At 57.6% G+C, this 19756-nt stretch carries 17 protein-coding genes, 2 tRNA genes and 1 rRNA gene; 14 read left to right on the forward strand and 6 right to left on the reverse strand.

The genetic code is table 11. The features are described 5' to 3' along the window. Window positions 1-392 precede the first annotated feature (392 nt). From flgK to mnmA, 3 genes are all read left to right on the forward strand, one after another. Window positions 393-2510, forward strand: a complete 2118-nt coding sequence (gene flgK, locus PQU94_RS07570; RefSeq protein ID WP_272740851.1) for a flagellar hook-associated protein FlgK — start codon at window positions 393-395, stop codon at window positions 2508-2510. Window positions 2511-2521: 11 nt separating this feature from the next. Beyond that, window positions 2522-3439 (forward strand): flagellin, encoded by a 918-nt coding sequence (locus PQU94_RS07575; RefSeq protein WP_272740852.1) that lies wholly within the window; start codon window positions 2522-2524, stop codon window positions 3437-3439. Window positions 3440-3863: 424 nt separating this feature from the next. Further along, entirely contained in the window at window positions 3864-5072 is a 1209-nt protein-coding gene (mnmA, locus tag PQU94_RS07580; protein ID WP_272740853.1) for a tRNA 2-thiouridine(34) synthase MnmA, read from the forward strand. A gap of 97 nt (window positions 5073-5169) precedes the next feature. Here mnmA and PQU94_RS07585 read toward each other — a convergent pair whose 3' ends face one another. From PQU94_RS07585 to PQU94_RS07600, 4 genes are all read right to left on the reverse strand, one after another. Beyond that, complete coding sequence (locus PQU94_RS07585; protein WP_272740854.1) at window positions 5170-5673, reverse strand: winged helix-turn-helix transcriptional regulator; 504 nt, start codon at window positions 5671-5673, stop codon at window positions 5170-5172. A 186-nt stretch (window positions 5674-5859) separates the two neighbouring features. After that, the gene (locus tag PQU94_RS07590) at window positions 5860-6339 is read right to left on the reverse strand and encodes a hypothetical protein (protein ID WP_272740855.1); all 480 of its coding nucleotides are present in this window, start codon (window positions 6337-6339) and stop codon (window positions 5860-5862) included. 234 nt (window positions 6340-6573) lie between these two features. Beyond that, complete coding sequence (locus PQU94_RS07595) at window positions 6574-7836, reverse strand: NHL repeat-containing protein (protein WP_272740856.1); 1263 nt, start codon at window positions 7834-7836, stop codon at window positions 6574-6576. Between the two features lie 34 nt (window positions 7837-7870). Next, window positions 7871-8362, reverse strand: a complete 492-nt coding sequence (locus PQU94_RS07600) for an Lrp/AsnC family transcriptional regulator (protein WP_272740857.1) — start codon at window positions 8360-8362, stop codon at window positions 7871-7873. Window positions 8363-8539: 177 nt separating this feature from the next. Here PQU94_RS07600 and PQU94_RS07605 point away from each other — a divergent pair, with 177 nt between their 5' ends. The 11 genes from PQU94_RS07605 (at window position 8540) to PQU94_RS07655 (ending at window position 18623) form a co-directional block, all read left to right on the forward strand. After that, complete coding sequence (locus tag PQU94_RS07605) at window positions 8540-9568, forward strand: glycosyltransferase (protein ID WP_272740858.1); 1029 nt, start codon at window positions 8540-8542, stop codon at window positions 9566-9568. Between the two features lie 88 nt (window positions 9569-9656). Continuing rightward, window positions 9657-9733, forward strand: a tRNA-Met gene (locus PQU94_RS07610). Window positions 9734-9844: 111 nt separating this feature from the next. Beyond that, a complete protein-coding gene (gene gltX / locus PQU94_RS07615; protein ID WP_272740859.1) occupies window positions 9845-11524 on the forward strand; it encodes a glutamate--tRNA ligase in 1680 nt (559 codons plus the stop codon). A 607-nt stretch (window positions 11525-12131) separates the two neighbouring features. Continuing rightward, entirely contained in the window at window positions 12132-12242 is a 111-nt protein-coding gene (locus PQU94_RS07620) for a hypothetical protein (RefSeq protein WP_272740860.1), read from the forward strand. Further along, window positions 12202-13128 (forward strand): HEPN domain-containing protein, encoded by a 927-nt coding sequence (locus PQU94_RS07625; RefSeq protein ID WP_272740861.1) that lies wholly within the window; start codon window positions 12202-12204, stop codon window positions 13126-13128. Before PQU94_RS07620 ends, PQU94_RS07625 begins: the two co-directional genes overlap by 41 nt. Window positions 13129-14005: 877 nt before the next feature. After that, on the forward strand, window positions 14006-14497 hold the full coding sequence (locus tag PQU94_RS07630) for a hypothetical protein (protein ID WP_272740862.1): 492 nt from the start codon (window positions 14006-14008) through the stop codon (window positions 14495-14497). Next, window positions 14490-15602: an RNA ligase RtcB family protein gene (locus PQU94_RS07635; protein ID WP_272740863.1), complete on the forward strand. Its 1113-nt coding sequence runs from the start codon at window positions 14490-14492 to the stop codon at window positions 15600-15602. Before PQU94_RS07630 ends, PQU94_RS07635 begins: the two co-directional genes overlap by 8 nt. 49 nt (window positions 15603-15651) lie before the next feature. Beyond that, the gene (gene prfH / locus PQU94_RS07640) at window positions 15652-16221 is read left to right on the forward strand and encodes a peptide chain release factor H (protein ID WP_438263736.1); all 570 of its coding nucleotides are present in this window, start codon (window positions 15652-15654) and stop codon (window positions 16219-16221) included. 341 nt (window positions 16222-16562) lie between these two features. Continuing rightward, window positions 16563-16859: a type II toxin-antitoxin system RelB/DinJ family antitoxin gene (locus tag PQU94_RS07645; RefSeq protein ID WP_272740865.1), complete on the forward strand. Its 297-nt coding sequence runs from the start codon at window positions 16563-16565 to the stop codon at window positions 16857-16859. Continuing rightward, complete coding sequence (locus PQU94_RS07650) at window positions 16846-17127, forward strand: type II toxin-antitoxin system RelE/ParE family toxin (RefSeq protein WP_272740866.1); 282 nt, start codon at window positions 16846-16848, stop codon at window positions 17125-17127. Before PQU94_RS07645 ends, PQU94_RS07650 begins: the two co-directional genes overlap by 14 nt. A 509-nt stretch (window positions 17128-17636) precedes the next feature. Next, entirely contained in the window at window positions 17637-18623 is a 987-nt protein-coding gene (locus PQU94_RS07655) for a hypothetical protein (RefSeq protein WP_272740867.1), read from the forward strand. 602 nt (window positions 18624-19225) lie between these two features. Here PQU94_RS07655 and PQU94_RS07660 read toward each other — a convergent pair. Both PQU94_RS07660 and rrf read right to left on the reverse strand, forming a co-directional pair. Further along, a tRNA-Met gene (locus tag PQU94_RS07660) sits at window positions 19226-19302 on the reverse strand. A gap of 201 nt (window positions 19303-19503) precedes the next feature. After that, window positions 19504-19618 (reverse strand): 5S ribosomal RNA (gene rrf / locus PQU94_RS07665). Window positions 19619-19756: the final 138 nt, after the last annotated feature.

The raw sequence follows: 19756 nt of genomic DNA on the forward strand, positions 1-19756 counted from the left end.
GAACGCCTTTTGCGTCCGAACATCGTCACCCCCTGATCGCAAGGGTCGTGCCAATTTTTAAGTAATTGTTTTTATGTATTTTTATAAAATGACCCCGGCGCATTTTGCCGGGGAAGACGGACCGGGGCCGGAACAAACTTGCCGGGGGCAGACGGACTCTGCCGCCCTGGGGTATGAAAATCTGGCCAGCAATCGCGATACATTGGCCCGCCGACAGACGAGTGGCACCGTATTTGAAACCCTCACCTTAGTTTACGCGTTACGTGGCGCACGGAAAATAGCAAGCCAATGAAAAATATAGATAAATTTTTCAACTCGACCCAGGGGACACGGCAAATTCTGCCTCTGGTCGGGCAAGGCTTGCCTAAAACGCCTCAGCGGGAGGCCTGATCATGTCGCTCAACTCCATTCTCAATATCGGGTCCTCCGGCCTGATGACGGCGCAAAGCCAGTTGAGAGTCGTTTCGGACAATATTTCGAACGTCAACACACCGGGCTATATCCGCAAGATCGGCACCCAGCAGGCCAGCGTCCTGGGGTCTCAGGGGGCTGGCGTCATGTCCGGTCAGGTGCTGCTGGCCGCCGACAAATATCTGCAGCAGGCCTCCCTGCGCGCCTCGTCTTCTGCGTCGCAGGCCGAGGTCTTTCACGACCTGTTCGATCAGATTCAGTCGCAATTCGGGGACCTGACCGACAAGAACGGCCTGTTCAATCTGGGCGACAAGGCCCTGTCGGCGGCGGCGGCGGCGGGGGAAAGCCCGACCTCCAGCGCCTCGCGTCAGGAAATGCTGTCGGCGCTCGAAAGCTTTATGGATGAAGGCAAGCGCATCTCGCGCGAAATCCAGAATGCACGCGGCAATGCCGACAGCCGCATCGCCACGACGGTCAAGTCGATCAACGACCTGATCAAGAATATCTCGGACCTGAACCCGACCATTTCTCAGGCCAACATCAGCGGCAACGACGCCTCTGGCGCGCAGACCAAGCAGGCCGGCTATATTGACGAACTCTCGAAACTGATCGACGTCGAAGTCAGCACCAACAGCAATGGCGGCGTCACGGTGCGCACGGCCTCTGGCATGGTTCTGGCCGGAGATCAGCGCGCAACCCTCAGCTATCAGCCGACCAGCCCCGTCTCGGCGGCCACGACCTTCAATCCGATCATCGTCACCGGGCCGAACGGCGAAAAGCGCGATTTTTCCGAGCATATCAAGACCGGCGAACTGCGTGGCCTGCTGGACGTGCGCGACAAGGACTCCACCGCCGTCAATGCGCAGCTGGCCGAATACATGTCGGTCTATGCCGATCAGCTGAATGCCGCGCACAATGCGTCTTCATCGGTTCCGGCGGCCAGCTCCCTGACCGGCAAGGCAATGAACCAGACCCTGAGCGAAGCCCTGAACGGCTTTACGGGCAAAACGAATCTGGTGGCGCTCAATGCCAACGGTACAATCGCGCGCAAGGTGGAGCTGAACTTTTCTACCATGCAGATGTCGATTGACGGCGGTGCGCCCAGCGCCTTTACGGCAGGCAGTTTCCTGACCAGCGTCAATACGGCCTTGAGCGGCTACGGAACGGTCGGGTTTGCCAACGGCAAGCTGAGCGTCAACGGCACGGGCAGCTACGGCGTGGCCATTGCGGACGACCCCACCACGCCATCCTCAAAGACGGGGAAGGGTTTTTCGCACTTCTTCGGCATGAATGATCTGGTGCGTTCGGATACACCGATTGACTATGCGACGGGCCTGACCGCCACCTCTGCCCACGGGTTCGACACGGGCAGCGTCAAGTTCACGGTGATGAACGGGGCCAGCGCCCGGGTTCAAAATCTGGAAATGACGTTCCCGGCGGGTGGCACCATGACCGATCTGGTCAACACGCTGAACGATACGAGCAACGGACTGGGGCGCTATGGCACCTTCTCGCTCAGCCCCAACGGTGAACTGAGTTTCCGCGGGTTCGGCACGCCGGCCAACAGCCTGGGCATAACTGAGGATACGACCGCCCGTAACGGCACCGGCGCCTCCTTGAGCAGCATGTTCGGACTGGGCGGCATGGCCAGCGAACGTACCGATGGCCTGAGTGTCGATCCCGTCATTCTGAACAATCTCGACCGGCTGTCTCTGGCGACGCTGAAGCTCGATGCAACCGCGCCGACCCCGGCTCTGGTGGCGGGTGACGGCAGCGGCGGTCAACGTCTGTCGGCCATCGCCACCAAGAATGTCACCTTCAAGGCGGCCGGTGCCAATACAGGCGGCACTTCCACCCTGACGCGCTATGCCTCTGATCTGGCCGGGCAGGTGGGCACCATCGCCTCCACCGCCAAGTCGCGCATGGACGGGGCCGCCGCTCTGGCGTCGGAGGCTTCTTCGCGGCGCAGTGCCGCCGAAGGCGTCAATCTCGATGAAGAACTGATCAACCTGACGACCTACCAGCAGGCCTATTCGGCTTCCTCGCGCCTTATTCAGGCGGCGAAGGATATGTACGATACCCTGCTCAGAATGTTCTGAGGTAAATAGACATGCGTATTTCAACCGGTCAGATGTGGGGCAACGCCCTGTCGAACCTCATGCAGGCGCAGGTCCGCAAGGACGAAGCCAATAACCAGGTATCGACACGAAAAGTGGCGACCGATTTCGGCGGCTTCGGACGGGGGGCCGAGGTCATCGCCGCCTATCAGTCATCGCTGGAGCGTATCACGGGTTATACAAAGATCGCACAGAGCGTATCCGACCGCCTCGACAGCCAGAATATCGCGCTGGAACGCGCCAGCGACGGTATCGCCACCGGCAAGGACGGCATTATGGATGCCATCGCCAGCAAGTCGCTCGATGGCCTAACCACGGTTCTGCAATCGAGCTATATGGCCTTTGCTGACGGCCTGAACTACAAACATCAGGGCACCTATCTGTTTGGTGGCGGCAATGAAACCGACGCCCCTCTGGCGGCGGAGACGCTGGCGGATCTGGCGACAACACCCGCTGCCGGTACCTTCAAGAACGGCAGCGTCAAGAAGGCCTCCAAAATCGACGGCACCACCACCCTGCAAACCGGTATGCTGGCCAGCGATATCGGGGCCGAAGGCGTGTCGGTCTTCCGCGACCTGAAGACCTTTATCGACGCCAATGCGCCCATGCAGGGCAAGATGACCGACGCTCAGCAGACCGCGCTTCAGGCACTGGCCAATCGTCTTAACACCGCCTACAGTAATATGGTGGATCATACGTCGCTGAACGGTACGTTTCAGAACCGCGTCGAAAACACCATGAAGTCGCTCGAAGGACAGGAAAGCAGCCTGAACAAGCTGATCTCTGACAAGACGGACGTCAATCTGGCCGAAGCCTATACCAAGCTGGAACAGGCGGACCTGACGGTGCAGGCGGCGGCGCAGGTGGTGTCCAATCTGAAATCCGTATCCCTGCTCGACCTGCTTAGATAATACCCAGGTCATACCCACTTGGTATCACTCACCGGTTTGTGAATTTATCCACAAGGCGACGAGGTGTATTCTAGAGGCGTGGCTTGCCACATCAAAAGACCCCGCGCGGGGCCATCGCAATGTTGTGCCGTTCACGCTGAGACCTGAACGCCTTGAGATGAAAACCCGGGATGCCCTCCCGCCGGATCGTCGCCCCAAGGCTTTCGAGCGATGCCGGAACCGCCCATTCGGGATGAAAACAAAAAGGCCCCGTCTTCCGACGGGGCCTTCTGTTATACATCCCAAGTTTGACGGGCAAGAGGGACCTTACGAGCCGAAGAGGGAGATACAGTGGTCGGGGCTTAAGAGGCTACTGAGCGGTTATTTAACGAATACGTCGGCTGCCCCCTACTCTTTTGCGCCCAAAAGCCTTATTTAGCGCCTCATGACCGCCTCTGTACCCGCCTGCCCTGTACCTGTATTTGATACCGCCGATCTGGGCGAGGCGATTTCGCGCGTCCGTGACAGCGTCAGCCTGCCGCCAGGGGCGCGGGTCGTGGCCGCCATGTCGGGGGGCGTGGACTCTTCGGTCGCCGCCGCCCTCCTGCACGCCGCCGGCTATGAGGTGATCGGTGTCACGCTTCAGCTTTACGACCACGGTCAGGCACTGAAAAAGACAGGGGCGTGCTGTGCCGGGCAGGATATTCATGACGCCCGCATCGCCGCCGAAAAGATCGGCATTGCCCACTATGTGCTGGACTATGAGAGCCGCTTCAAGGACTCGGTGATCGAGGAGTTTGCCGACTCTTATCTGCGTGGCGAAACCCCGGTACCTTGCATCCGCTGCAACCAGACGGTCAAGTTCCGCGACCTGCTGGACGTCGCGCGCGATCTGGGGGCCGAGGCCATGGCCACCGGCCACTATGTCGAACGCCGCGATACGGGCAACCGCGCCGAACTGCGCCGTGCGGTCGATCGCAACCGCGACCAGTCCTATTTTCTGTTCGCTACCACGCGTGAACAACTCAACTTTCTGCGCTTTCCGCTGGCCGACATCCCCAAGCCGCAGGTGCGCGACATTGCGCGTCAGATGGGGCTTAATGTCGCCGCCAAGCCGGATTCGCAGGACATCTGCTTTGTGCCCGAAGGTAAGTACACCACTCTGATCGACCGGCTGCGTCCGCAAGGCCGCGAAGCAGGTGACATCGTCCATCTCGACGGGCGGGTGCTGGGCCGGCATCAAGGGATTACCGGCTACACGATTGGTCAGCGGCGCGGCCTGAATATCGCCGTGGGCGAGCCCCTATTCGTGGTCAAGCTCGATGCCGGGACGCGCCGTGTCATCGTCGGGCAGCGTGAAGCGCTGAACACGGCTGCCCTGGTCATGAAGGAAACCAACTGGCTGGGTGATCACGAGACGCTGGAAAAGGCTGCGGCCGATAATCTGCCGGTTCTGGCCCGTGTACGCTCAACCCGTCCCCCCGTCCCGGCGCGGCTCAATCTGCGTGACGGTCAGGTGGAGGTGGTGTTTGATGCTTCGGAAGAAGGCGTCGCCCCCGGTCAGGCGTGTGTCCTCTATGATCCGACGGACGAGGACCGCGTGCTGGGCGGCGGGTTTATCGAGCGCACCCGCGCCGTAGAGTTTGCGGTGTAGAACGGACTTCGTTCAGATTGAACCGAAATCCCGCTCTAACCTTTGGATTGTCGCGCCTTTGATTCCGAAAACCGTTGCACACTTTTCGGAATGCACTCTAATCGACAGCGATGCCTTTGCGGATATAGAGTTCCGACAGGCTCATGCCCCTGCCGTCCTCGCGCGCCTTCAGAACGCTGTGTTCGCCGATCATCTCACCACAGGCTTCGCAGCGGGGCTTGGTGGTGAAAATCCCGGCGCAATCATCGTGCACAAGCTCGAAAAAGGGACCGTCATCCGCGTCATAGACATGCTCACGTCCCCAGCCGTAGAGGGACACCAGAACGCCCTTGAGGCTGCGCCCCTTTTCGGTCAGCAGATATTCATGACGCAAAGGCCGTTCCGAATAGGGCACGGCCTGCATCAGGCCCAGCGCCACCAGACGCTTCAGTCGCGCCGCCAGCACGTTGCGCGCCACGCCCAGACTTTTTTGCCATTGCTCGAACCGACTATGCCCCAGAAAGGCATTGCGCACGATGAGCAGGGTCCACGGTTCTCCGACGATATCCACTGCCGCCGCAATGGCGCATCTTTCACCGGAATAGTCAGCCGAACGTCCCATATATGTGTCTTTTCTTCTGCGCGGCGTCAGCAAAGACGTCGCCACACCCCGGCCCAAGGCTTAAGGACAGTGGGTTGATGAAAACCTAAAATTTAGGACTAATACAGGCCTGAGAATGCGATTAAGTCTAAAAAACGGGACTATCTCAGCGGCACCGGTATCTATTCACCAGTGCATTGTTTTTCCTTACGGATTAAACGCAAACAGGGTCGCCACGGCGCGGCTGAGGCGCACCTCGTCGCTGTGGACAAAGTCCTGATCGAAGGCCTGCCCGTTCCAGTGCACCAATACCGTCACGCCGTCGTCCAGAGACAGGATCAAACCGTCAGTATGCGTTTCTATATCGGCGTTGCAATGGTCGGAGAAGCTGCCGCAATCGACCTGATAGGTGGCCGCCGGTGCGCGCTGCACCTGCGCCGCCAGACGCGCATCAAGGCTGATGACCTTGACCTCTTCGCCACGCCCCAGACGCATATAGACCGCCTGACGATCCCCGTCTTCGGCGCTGAAGACCACATCGTCGATACGTCCGTCACCGTCGAAATCGCCTTTGAGTGAGGCCGACAGCCCGCTGAACGGGGCCTTGGAGACATCAGCACGCAGATCGGCGGCACCTGCCGTGCCCGCCAACATCATACCTACTACCGCTGCCACCAGTGCCCGCATTCGTCGTCTCCGCATCCGTGCAGCGCTGTTATCCCGTATGTGTACAGGAAGGGGCTGCTCATCCTGACTATAAGCAGGATCGGTGCCAACCACTGCCACAAAGGTTAACGGCGGTAAAGCGCTTTCGTTAACCAATCAGGTGATTGAGAGGATTAGATTTTTCGCTTATTTGGCGTAACACGGTTAACGCTTTGTGTGCCTTATAGACACATCTTTTGTATTCTTCGGCTGAATTTACGGCTTGAGCGCGATTTCGCCGATGACCACCGGAGCCGGGACGTCGCGGCGGATATTGCCTTTGTCGTCAAATTCCGACCACTGACTTCGGGCTACAAACACAAAACGGTCCCCGATCACCTGACCGCCGGTCGGTTCTTCAAGATCGGGATGGCCGCGTAGCAGGACCTCGGCCTTTTCCACCGCGCTCCAGTCAGGATTCATACGCAGGCGCAGGATACGGTTCGGTTTGAAGCCGTTTTGCACAGCGATCAGGTCGTTGCCATAGCGGTAAAGGCCGTCGATCCCCAGGAGCACTGTCTCTTCTGGGGCCTTCAGCCGCGTCAGCGCCCCCTTGGCCAGATCGACGCGATAAAGTCCCGACGCATAGTCAGAGACGATCAGAACGCTGGCCTCGGCATTTTCGCTCAGGCCCTGCGGCGAACCGAGATAGCCTTCGGGGATCAGCACCTGCAACCTGCCCTGATAGCCGGTCAGGCGAAGCACCTCCCCTGTATTGCCGTCGGAAACATAGAGGTCTTCCTTGCCAGCATACAGGTCGGCCAGACGCCGATCGGGCCGCTTGTCTTCGAACTGCGCCAGTATCTTGCCGGTGGCCAGATCGACCTTGACCAGCTTGGAGGCGATTTTGGCATCCGGCGCATAGCCCACGGTCTGACGCGACGCCGCCGTAGAGGCCCACAGTACGCCGTCTTTCACCGCAATGGCATTAGCGGCGACCCCGGCGCGCAGCGACAGGCGCTTGGCTACGCCGGCTTCGCTGAGCGGCCCCACCACACCGTTGCGCAGGCTGGTGGCCAGAAGCGCGCCGTCGGGCAACGCCGCTACCCCTTCGATCAGGTTGAGACCTGAGAGACGATTGAGTGTCTTCAAACTACCTACACGGGCGGTATTGGTGGCCTGAAGCGACTCCAGATCGGCGTCCCAGAGGGTATTGAATTCCGGATAGCGACTGAGATCGAGAACGAGACCCCGCTTCAGATAGTCAATCAGCGCCGCCCGCGCCGCCGGCTGGCGCTTCAGTTCCAGTGCCGTTTGCGCCTTCAGCAGCAACACCGAAGGCGAATCCGGCAGGATGTCCCCGGCCTGACTGAGGCGATCAAGGGCGGTCTGGCGGTCGTTCTTCTGCAAGGCGGCCATCCCCTCCGCCCGCAGGGCATGAAAACGGCCAAGGTCAGAAGCAGGGTCAATTTTCTGAGCGGCCACAGGGGTAGCCAATACCGCCACCAGCCACGCCAGCGCGATCAGGGAAGTCTTCATCCAGTCTCTCTCGTCAGTGCGCCCCTACCGGAACCTAGCCTTCTGCACCGGGGACGACAAGTTTCAACGGTAGGGCGGTAGTCGTTTTCACCGAGCGGATGACGATACGACTTTCTATGGCGGAAACGAGGTCGGACGCCAATAATTTGTCGCGCATGAAGTCGTCATAGGCGTGCATGTCGCGCGTCACGATGCGCAGCATATAGTCTTCGCGCCCCGTCACCGTGGCACAGGAGACGATTTCCGGCCATTCCGCCAGCCGCGCTTCAAAGGCTTCGAGATTTTCGCGCGACGGCAGGGAAAGCTTCACTGCCGCATAGACCTCAAACCCGAGCCCCAGTTGATCGGGTTCCAGCAGCGTCACCCGTTTGCGGATAACCCCGATGTCTTCCAGCCGTTTCAGACGCCGCCAGCAGGGGGAGGGCGACAGATTGACCTTCTCGGCGATTTCGGCCACCGACAGGTTGGCATCTTCCTGCACCAAGGTCAGTATCCGCGCATCCAGTTCGTCGATATCAGCGGACACCTTTGCCCCCTCGCCTGCATTTTGTGAAAAGTCATTTCCATAAAAGCGCATTCCGCAAAAAAATCCACCCTTAATCCGTCGGCTGAACGTCTGTCCGACGAGAAAACCGGGACTTTCGGGTGTGAGGCCTTTTCGTGGCACACGCACCGGAGTACACCGGTACAAAGGGAGCGGCTGATGCGTATTGTCAATCTGATGCTGGCCAAGGGACGCGGCGGGCTGGAAAGCATGGCCGTGCGCTATCACGAGGCGCTGGTGGCCGAAGGCTTTGAGGTGATGAGCATCGGTCACGCCAAGGGCCTGCTGGCGGAAAAGGTCAAACCCGAACAGTTCGCCCGCCTCAACAGCGGCTTTACCGGTGACCCGCTGGCGGCCTTGACCCTAGGAAGGCTGGCCAAACGCTTCAAGGCCGATCTGATCATCGCCCACGGCAATCGCGCCATCGCTCTGGCGGGGCACGCGCTGGCGGGATGGGGTGGCCGGACGCTGGGGGTGGTGCACAATTTCCGTTTCAAGCCGGGCCTGACCAAACTGCGCGCCGCCATCGCCGTGTCGCCCGCGGTTCAGGCCGCCATTACCGCCCGTTATCCACGTCTTGAGACCCATCTACTGGAAAACTTCACGCCTCTGGTGATGCACCCGGTCAAGACCTTCCCGCTTGACGCACCACGCATTGGCTCGCTGGGGCGGCTGCATGTCAACAAAGGCTTTGACGTGCTGATCCGCGCCGCCGGTCTTCTGCGTGACCGCGGTACCGAGGTATCGCTGCTCATTGCCGGAGACGGCCCGGAAAAGGCCGCGCTGGAAGCGCTGATCGGCGAACTGAAAGTGCAGGACCGCGTGACTCTGGCCGGCTGGATCGAACCGCCGCACGACTTTCTGGCGTCGCTGGATCTGTTCGTCCTCTCGTCGCGCGTTGAGCCCTTCGGACTGGTGGTGGCCGAAGCCATGGCCGCTGGCGTTCCCATCGTCTCCACCCGCATCGACGGGCCGCGCCATATCCTTCAGGACGGCGAACTAGCCACCCTGATCCCGCCCGAAGACCCGCAGGCTCTGGCTGGCGCCCTTGAGGCTATTATGAATGACTGGCCGCCCGTGCTCGACCGCGCCTGCCACGCGCAGGCCCACGCGCTGGAAACCTACGGCCTGATCGCTGGTCAAACGCGCCTCAAAAGCCTTATCAACCAGTTTGAGCCGGAAAACTGAAAAAGCGCACTTGAACCCCCGGCTCAATTTGGATATAGCGGGCGCCTTCCTAAGGCGTGGACCTTTGTCCGCCTGAGGAAACCCGGCTGGTTGGGTAGCTCAGATGGTTAGAGCGGCGGATTCATAACCCGCAGGTCGGCGGTTCGATCCCGCCTCCAACCACCACCTCTCCTTCAAAAATCCTTGTTTCCCCCCGCACCCTGCCGTGTCACGGGGTAGCTATCATACTGAATGTGATGTAACTACCCGTTCCCCTTTGCGCCTCTTGATTTTCAGATGACCATGACCCTTGCACATAATTCCGAGCTACTGGCCGAAGTGATCGACCTGATCTTCCCGGACGCTCTGCCGACGCCGGCGGAGCTGGAAGCCCGTTACCCCCCGCGCGATCTGCCGCAAGGGGCCATGGTCACCCGCGTCGGCCCCAGCCCGACGGGTATGATGCACATCGGCACCCTCTATGTCGGCTTGCTCTCGGAACGCTTCGCGCAGCAAAGCGGCGGCGTCTTCTTCCTGCGCGTCGAAGACACTGACAAAAAGCGTGAGGTCGAAGGTGCCACGGACTTCATCTCCAACGCTTTTGAACATTACGGCGTCGTTGTAAATGAAGGCCGTGACGTTCAGGGCGTCGAACACGGCGCCTACGGCCCCTATACCCAAAGCGCCCGCATGAGCCTCTATCAAACCTATGTCCGCCACCTGATGAGTGAGGGCAAGGCCTATCCGTGCTTCTGTTCCCCCGAAGAACTGGATGAACTACGCACGCGCCAGCAGCTGCGCAGCGTAGCTCCCGGCTATTACGGCGACTGGGCCATCTGGCGTCACAAGTCGCTGGAAGAGGCGCTTGAGGCCCTCAAAGCTGGCAAACCATATGTGATCCGCTTCCGCTCGCCCGGCAATCCGGCCGAAAAGGTCGCCGTCACCGATCTGATCTTTGGCGAGCGCACCTTCCCGGAAAGCGATCAGGACATCGTCATTATGAAGTCCGACCGCCTGCCGACCTATCACCTCGCCCACGCCGTCGATGACCACCTGATGCGCACCACCCACGTCATCCGCGGCGATGAGTGGCTGGCCTCGCTGCCGACGCACCTGCAACTGTTCCAAGCGCTGGGCTGGACGCCGCCGACCTATGCCCATATCGCGCCGATCAACAAGCTCGACGGTTCGTCCAAGCGCAAGCTGAGCAAGCGCAAGGACCCGGAAGCCAGCGTCATCTACTTCATGGATCACGGCTATCCTACCGCCGCCCTGATCGAATACCTGCTCAATCTTGCCAACTCCAATTTCGAAGACTGGCGCAAGGAAAACCCCACCGCAGATTACCGCAGCTTTCCGCTGTCGTTCGAGCGTCTGGCCAAGAGCAATGGACCGCTGTTCGACTTCACCAAGCTCGACAACATCAGCCGCGACATTGTGGCGCGCCTCAGCGCCGAAGAGGTCTATGCGCAGATCGTCGAATGGGCAACGACCCACGACGCACCGTTCGCGGCGGTACTGGAGGCCGAAAAGGCATACGCCATCGCCATCCTGTCAATCGAGCGTGGCGGCCCGAACGCGCGCAAGGACATCGCCAAATGGCAGGACGCCAAGGCCTTGATGGCCCCCTTCTTCGACACCGAATTTACCTCCACGACCGAAGACGCGCTGAGCGTTCTAGGCAATCGCACGGCCGAAGAGGTGCGTGAGATCGTGAGCGACTTCCTGGGCGTCTATGACGAAACAGACAGCAAGGAAGCGTGGTTCGATAAGGTCAAGACCATTGCCCGTGACCGCGGCTTTGCCGAAAAGGCCGGCGATTACAAGCGTAACCCCGAACTCTACAAAGGCACGGTCGCCGACGTGGCCAAGATCTTCCGCGTCCTGCTGCTGGGCCAACCGCAAACGCCCGACCTGCATGAGGTCATGGCCGCGATGGGCCGCGACCGCGTGATCAAACGGCTGACCCGCGTTTGACGCGTCTAACAGGCATCCGCCGGGCTAGGAATGGTTGCCTTCCAAGGGGACTTATAAAGGCTGGACGCTCTCAAAAGCATAATGTTCGTAGAATTCGATGATCTCCGCCTAGATGTCTATGAGGCGATTTTCGACAACGGTGCACTCGTTTTCAGCGTTGCCATGGAACCAGGCGGCAAGATTCCAGGACACAAGGAAGACCTGAGTGGGCATGGGATAGGAGGTAGGGTGCGAACCGGTTAACCGTCAGCAAGGTACGAAAGGGACAGTCCAAATCTGTACGAGCCTCTTTCTTACCGGCTTCGCGCCCATTGCGGCCCGTTGGGACGACCTAGAAATTCTCGAAACCGGACCTGAAAGAGAGGGCTCTGGGGCCAAGTTGGTATTAGTGTGTTGATTTTCAAACCAAAGTGACTCCTGTTTGTGGTGGGGATTGACCCAGGCCTGCTGTGATCCTGTAACGGGTTCACCTCCAAAACGAGGGGCAAAGTGAAACGAACATTTCGAGATTTAAAGGGTCACTTTTGGTGAAACTCAACAGACCGGCATCTCCTACAGTGAGCATCACACCGGCAGGGCCCTTTAGACGCCTGATGAGGTGTGTCGGATGCATCCGGATACACAACTCCTGTTCCTCAATGGACAACGCCCCATTGTGGCAACCCGGCTCCGGTACTATGCTGATCGCGAACTGCGGGGCCTTTTTTATGCTGGCTGATAAGCTCGAACACCTACCGGATGTGAAACGGCGCGAACTGACCCGCGTCCTGCAGATCCTGTTTGATGAGTTCGAAGATGCCACCAAGACCGCGCTCTCCGATAAGCGCAAGGCCGGGCGCATCTTGAAGATCATCCTCTTCGGCTCCTACGCGCGTGGTGACTGGGTTGAAGACCGCTCCTCCGGTTATCGTTCGGACTATGATCTCCTGATCGTCGTCAACGGTCAGGCCTTCACCGATCTGCAGGACTACTGGGCCAAGGCCGACGAGCATCTGATCCGCGAATACACCGTCACTGAGCATATCCGCACGCCGGTCAACTTCATCGTGCACAGCCTCAATGAAGTGAACGACAACCTTGCCAGAGGCCGGCCCTTCTTCGTCGATATCGCCCGTGACGGCATCATGCTGTACGAGGCCCCGGGGCACCCGCTGGTCGCGCCCAAGCCGCTGACCGAGGCAGAGCGGCTGGCAGAGGCCAAGGGGCATTATGAGCAGTGGTTTTCCAAAGCCGTAAACTTTGAGAAAGTGGCAAGCTACTGTCTGGAAATTGACGACCTTAACCTCAGCGCCTTCAACCTCCACCAGGCGGCAGAAGCGCTCTATCACTGTCTGCTTCTGACGTTGTCCCTCTACAGCCCTAAGAGTCATCGCATCACCATTCTGAGGTCGCAGGCGGAGGCGCTGGATGATCGGCTAAAGGGGATATGGCCGAGCGAGACGAAACTCCACCGGCAAGCGTTTGATCGGCTGAGGCGCGCGTACGTCGAGGCGCGATACTCAGCGAGCTACAGCATCGGCGAAGACGAACTCTCGTGGCTTAGTGAACGGGTCGGATTACTGCAAAAAACGGTAGAAGCCGTGTGCCAGGAACGTCTGGTATAGGGCCTGGCTTTGTTTTCAAGGGACTGGAGCCAAAAAATGCATAACCCGCTTGATTACGGATGCGGGACGCACGCTTTCCCCTATGCCTGCTTCACTTGCAGGAAGTCGTTCAAGCGGCCATTGGTCAGCCTTGCAAAACCACGATCTATGGGAAAGTCGACCCGCACAGAGTTTGAGCGTTCTGCGAGGCAGTTTGAAAGTCAATTTAGTCACAAGTGCCCGCACTGCGGCGGCGTGGCCCACTTCATGGGCCGCGATTTCAAGGCCCCGAAAACACCGGACAAAAAGGCATGGGCTATAGTTCAAAAATTCATCAATTTCGGCAGGACCTACCATCACCAGACGCCCGTCGATGACGTGAGATGACCTGTACGTTGAAACGGCGTTTTGCCGACTGGTTTAAACCAGTTGATGGTCGAGGCACCCGGACGAGACCGAAATTTACTGGTCAGCAAGGCGAAGACCTTCGCGCCAAAAGCCTCTGCTACGGGTGGCCGCAATCCGTCATGGGGTATCACCATCGGGCGGAAGATAATGGTCTCTGGACAGCAGCACACTGATGCAAACGGGCTACAGGTTTCGTTACACGCGTGACGACTATCGCAAATATGGTTGCCATCAAGGGGTTTAACCTCTAATTGCCCCGTAGCCAATCCCGGCATGCCCTGAAGAAGGAAAGGAGAAAATCATGCGAGCAGTGTTCCTCAACCTCGAATCTGATTTCCCGATCCAAAATTCTCAGGAACACATTGCATGGGCAATTTCCTATCGGGCGACTATACGCGCCTGATCCCTTATGGCCGCGCCAATGGCGCCGCTACCCCTACCCGCTTTAACATTCATAACTTGACGTCTTTCCAGAAACTTGGAGGCGGCGATGCGCACTGACATGTTCAAAGTGATTGTCGAGAGACCACGATGGGGCGCCGGTCACGCCGCCTCTCCCAAACTTAAAAGGACCAAAGACTACACTCTAAAAACTATCGGCCATAAACGGCACGCCATCGAGAGCACGCGTTACACCAAGGGCTTCAACGAGAATCTAGCGCCACTTGTCCGCTTCTTAAGAAGCCGATGTGGACAACGCTGGGATGACGTCTTCAGTGAGATATGCGCGCAACTTGACACCGGCAGCACAATGAAAATGCATGTGCGCCAGCACATAGAGGACTTCGTGCTCGCGCGGATTTCCATTGGCCGATACGGTAAATGGCTGTTCGAAGGTGAAATCCTCGGTTCGAATGAACGCCGATATCGGCGGCGACAATTCTTTGTAGATCCGACAGATGGCGTCCTGAGGGAACAACGGTTCCTATCCGAATGCCTACCCGTTGCAAATCGGATCATGGGGGCGGCACACCATGAATAAATGCTGTGAGATATCCCTCATTGGCCGCGATCTCGCCCGGTTTGACCCGGTGGCAATCGACCAGTTGGACACCACCGCACGTCTGGAGGGGATGGGAAAGGTAGTCGGCTTGCCTGATCTGCATGCTGGCAACGGTATTGCCGTAGGGGCCGCCTTCTGGTCGCCGGACCGGATCTGGCCCCATCTCGTGGGAAGCGATATTGGTTGTGGCATGGCCCTATGGGAAACGAGCCTTCCGGTTCGCAAATTCCGCGTGAACCAGGTAGATCGCCGCCTACAGGGACTCGATGATCCCTGGGAAGGTGCGATGGAGGCCGCTCTAAGTGCCGCTGGCCTTCCCGCCAGTCTGGCTAGCCCATCACTTGGAACCATCGGTGGCGGCAATCACTTCGTCGAGTTTCAACGGATCGAAGACGTTCTGGATACAGACCGATTTGCGGCACTTAACGTCAAGGCGGACCGGGTCTTGATGATGGTTCATAGCGGGTCCCGCGGACTGGGTCAGGCCGTTCTGCAAGAACAGTTGGCGCGAACGGGTAAGTCTGGCCTCATGGCGTCTGAGCCTGAGGCGAAGGCATACCTTTTGGGGCACGATCAGGCCGTTACCTGGGCCATCGTCAATCGGCGAATAATCGCACAACGGTTTATGGACGCCATCGGCGTATCGGGATCCTGCATCCTGGATATCGTCCATAACAGCGTGACCCCTCATGACAGTGGTTGGCTGCACCGTAAGGGTGCTGCGCCCGCAGACCGTGGGTTAGTCGTCATCCCAGGATCGCGAGGGGACTTCAGCTATCTGGTCGAACCCGTACCCGATTTTGCCGAGAAATCCCTCGTTTCACTTGCGCACGGCGCGGGCCGAAAATGGAGCCGAAACGACGCACATGCGCGTCTTTCGCGTCGATATCGATCGTCCGACTTGCAACGCACTAAACTTGCAAGCCATGTCATCTGCGAGGACCGCCGGCTGATATTCGAGGAGGCCCCGGAGGCTTATAAAGATATCGCAGGGGTTATCGCGGATCTCGAGGCCGCTGGGCTCATAAGGGCTATCGCGCGACTACGGCCTCTCCTGAGCTACAAGACGAGGCGCCATGACTGAGATCATTCTCCACTTAACTTCCGGCAAAGGTCCGGACGAATGCCGATGGATGGTCGCTCAGCTCTCCAGAGCCTTTACCAGGGAGGCTCTGAAGGATGGAGTCGTATGCGAAGTCATCGACTCTGAAGAGGAACTGCCCGCATCGCTGCTCCTGAGCGTGACGGGCGATCAAGCAGAGGCCTTTGTCTCCGCCCGGGTGGGGACCATTCAATGGATAGGCGAAAGCCCATTCAGACCCCGTCATAAACGCCGGAACTGGTTTGTTGGTGTAAACATCGCACCATCGCCCGACGCTATGCCCGATCTGAGGGACGAAGATATTGTGTTTCAAACGATGAGAGCGAGCGGACCTGGTGGGCAGCATGTCAACAAGACAGACAGCGCGGTTCGGGCTACGCACAAGCCGACGGGCCTGATTGTGACCGCCCAGGAACAACGGTCTCAGCATGCAAACCGAAAACTTGCCAGGCAAAAACTCGCTGCTTTGTTGGATGCACAACGCGAAAAGGCTGGCGACAATGCCCGCCAGGCGCAGTGGTCAACTCATCAAAACCTAGAGCGCGGGAAGGCTGTGAGAACCTACACCGGCCCACTCTTTGCCCTAAAGAGCCCCAGGTAAGGCCTTCGCTGCTGCGGCGCTGGAAACGGCACCACAGCAGCGAGGCCGTTCACCCCCCTGCGAAACTTAGCAGCGTTCACGCGCTATGGCCGGCCAATATTCAGGTTATTGCCTGGCCATCAAACCCTTGCATCTCAGAAGAAGCGTCGCGATTAACCCTGAAAAAAATGAGTTGTTTTCATCCTCTTCGCGCCCTGAGCGGCCATTCGACGGACGTTCATCCGCCAGCTCCCATTGCGGACAGCGCGAAAGGCCCAATTACCTGAGCGCATACGCAAAACACTAAATGAGTTGCGCGTCTCTCAATTGAGATACATACTGGTGCGCGAGAGGAGGCTCTTATGGCCCAGACTTCAATGCTTCACGTTCGCGTTGATGACGAACTCAAAGCCGCTGCCGCTGAGAAACTCGCTGACTTCGGCCTAACTATCTCCGATGCTGTTCGCATCATGCTTACCCGCGTCGCAAAAGACGGCGGCCTGCCAGTTGGGCTCATGACTTCACAAGAGGCCTACGATGACTGGTTTAAAGCGAAGGTCTATGAAGCTCTTGAGGAAGAAGGTTCCGGCATCAATCATCAACAGGTGATGGACGAAACCCAAGCTCTTATCGATAGGAAGCGTCGTGCTGGCGCTTGAATGGCGTTCGGCAGCGCGCGCAGACCTCTTCGCGATAATCGACTACATCTCAGATAATAATCCGGACGCCGCGCAACGGCTGAAGGATCTCATACAAACGAAGATCGCAAAGCTTCAGGCCCGGCCCAAACTGTTTCGGCCAGGCCGAGTGCCGGGAACGCGCGAAATGATGGTCCACTCCAGTTACGTTGTCATTTACACTTTCGACGCTGAGAAGGTTTCAATTTTGAGAGTCCTACATACCGCAAGGCAATGGCCTGCGAGCTAAAATTTTGTCGCCCCAGCGCCCGAAGCGGACTCTTGATGGCCCATGCAACATCGCAGAAGCGGACTCGTACGCCTTAAGGAGACGAACCCGTTCTCTATGTGATAATGCTGCGTTTATCACATATAATGCCTGGGCGGCGTCACGTTCCGTCGATACGGGTGTGGTTCAAGCGCTCGCGTATTTCTGCCAATGTTTCCTGAACCTCGATGGCGCCTAGCAGATCGGCCTTTCCACTCTCGCGGTCTTCCAAGACACCAATTAGTGGAGCGCGAGCCCCAGATTGTGCTGGATCGCGGCGCGTGCGACATAAGCTCCGGCGCCGTTTCGACCGGCGGCGGATCTAGACTTCTCAATGCCACCGCGATGGGCTACTTTGCCACTAGGCGGGCATCGAAGGACATCGAAACAGGCAATAGCGAGTAACAGGTATCGATATTCGGCCAGCTCCAAGGTGGCGTCGGTCAGAATGCGCATCGTCAGTGCAAAATGGCACCAGTGGGGAGGAAGACGTGAGACGTGATGTAGCGGCTTGGCTTGTTTTTTCCGTCATCGTCATATTCGCGATCATGGGGATAATTATTCCTCTCACCACGGTTAATAACAAGACACTTGTCGAGGTATTTTCTGCGCAATCTCGGTCCCAAAACAAGCCCTGGCCATTGCAAATTAGCATTGGCGGCCCGTCAGATCAGAAATTCCAGGACGGCGCTGTACCACAAGTGTTTTTCACCTCTGATTACGATGGATATGGCTCGCCCCAGGGTAAGAAATGGAAGATAAAATTTATTTTGCCCGCCAATCCCGGGACCTTCATTTCGGTGACAAATGATTTACGCAACTGCGAAACGTGGGCTGAAGGCGCCCAGGTTGAAGCCTCAATCATTAAAGCGGATGCGGGCATTCCCTATACCTTTATCGCAACGCCTAAAATTGATAGATTTAGCACTGTTGAATGCGAGGCCAACTTACAAGAGAATGTATTCAATATTTCTTTTGAAAGAAAATCTGTTCGCGTTTCGAATATGAATTTAATAAATACAAGCAATCATATAACAATACTACCAGTCAATCAGACCACGGCATATACGATGCCATATTTTAGTCAGGGGCGGCGCGTCGACGAGCATGCTCTTCGGGATTTAATATCTCGGTTTAATTCGAACGCAGACTTTAATGCTGTTTTTTTCGCAAATGGGTCGAGTGAAATCTCTCTATCTTCGGACACGAGCTTGAATACTAGTTTCAAAACCTACGAGTATAAGTCCTTACCCCTTACTCACGGTGAGTCATTCAAGATCGAGGACGCCGGCAGCCAAGTCTTCTATGCAAACCTAAGAACCGGAAATATATCTGAATTTAGATTTACGCCTGACATATATAAGCAGCAACGCGACTTGCTATTGCTTGTGCTCGGTGGCCTTTTTGGTGTTCTCACGACATGTATTGTCGAACTCGTAAAGGCCCTAAGCCAGCGTAGGGGACAAGCAAAAGGCTGATTGAAATCATCGTTCATCTTTTGGATTTCATCAAGGCTCCAATTGCTTCTGGCTGGTGAGGCATCCTTTGGGAGTAGCCCAGATCTCAGATAGCAGCCGTGCGTTTTGCCCCCGATGCCATTTCCGAAAGCATGTTCCAACAGCTTCGATCCCCCAAAGGTGTAGGGGTAGCCGTCGGTGCCTGTCCTCCCAATTCCTCCTCCCTTTTTATCTTGATAACAGATTTTACCAATAACGGGCGTATTGGCTGAACGTCTGCAAATGGGCAAAAGGGGAACGGGCTATTGTCCGCTTTGGGCCAAATCCGGTAAAACCTGCTTCCCGTGACCTGCGGTAAAAAGAGGCCGTTCGGCCTGTTTGCCTAGTCGGCGTTCGCCCGGGCAAACCACACTTGGCCGCGCTTAAAGAGCTGAACCTTACCGCCAAGAATGGTGTGCGTTTGCATAGCTCCTCACCCGCAATCCACCCAAGCGATAGCGGTATACCACTATTGCGCGACTTCTTCAATCCGGGCTGATTTCTGGGCTAGGTTTGGGCTAACGCTAAAACGGCCCTTCCGAGGAAGAGCCGTTTTAGCAAACAACTGATATTGTTTAAGATCTTGGGTGCGGGAGCCAGATTTGAACTGACGACCTTCAGGTTATGAGCCTGACGAGCTACCGGGCTGCTCCATCCCGCGGCACCTAGACTTTAGCAGAGCGGAGAAGGGCTCTGATTTGGAGCGGTTTATCTGTTCATCTGGCGATGATCAGAGGGGGCTCCCACCCGCGACGCGTGATAACCAGAGGGGTCTGGTTAAACGAAAGACCGGCCTGAGTGTGTGGACCGGTCTTTGTGTTGAGGAGTGTGGATGAAGGGTTTGGTTACTTGAACGTTATAGACCTGGCGGCGACCTACTCTCCCGCGCCTTAAGACGAAGTACCATTGGCCCAGGCAGGCTTAACGACCGAGTTCGGAATGGGATCGGGTGGGGACCGGCCGGCATAGCCACCAGGTCAATAACGTTCAAGCTGAGAAGACATTGTATGAAGAACGAGCACTGTAGGGTGCGTTTATTTGAGGGAACGATCAAGCCGATCGGATTATTAGTACTGGTTAGCTTCACTCCTCACGGAGCTTCCACACCCAGCCTA

Origin of the sequence: Asticcacaulis currens (genome assembly GCF_028550395.1) — a bacterium.
Classification (GTDB): domain Bacteria; phylum Pseudomonadota; class Alphaproteobacteria; order Caulobacterales; family Caulobacteraceae; genus Asticcacaulis; species Asticcacaulis currens.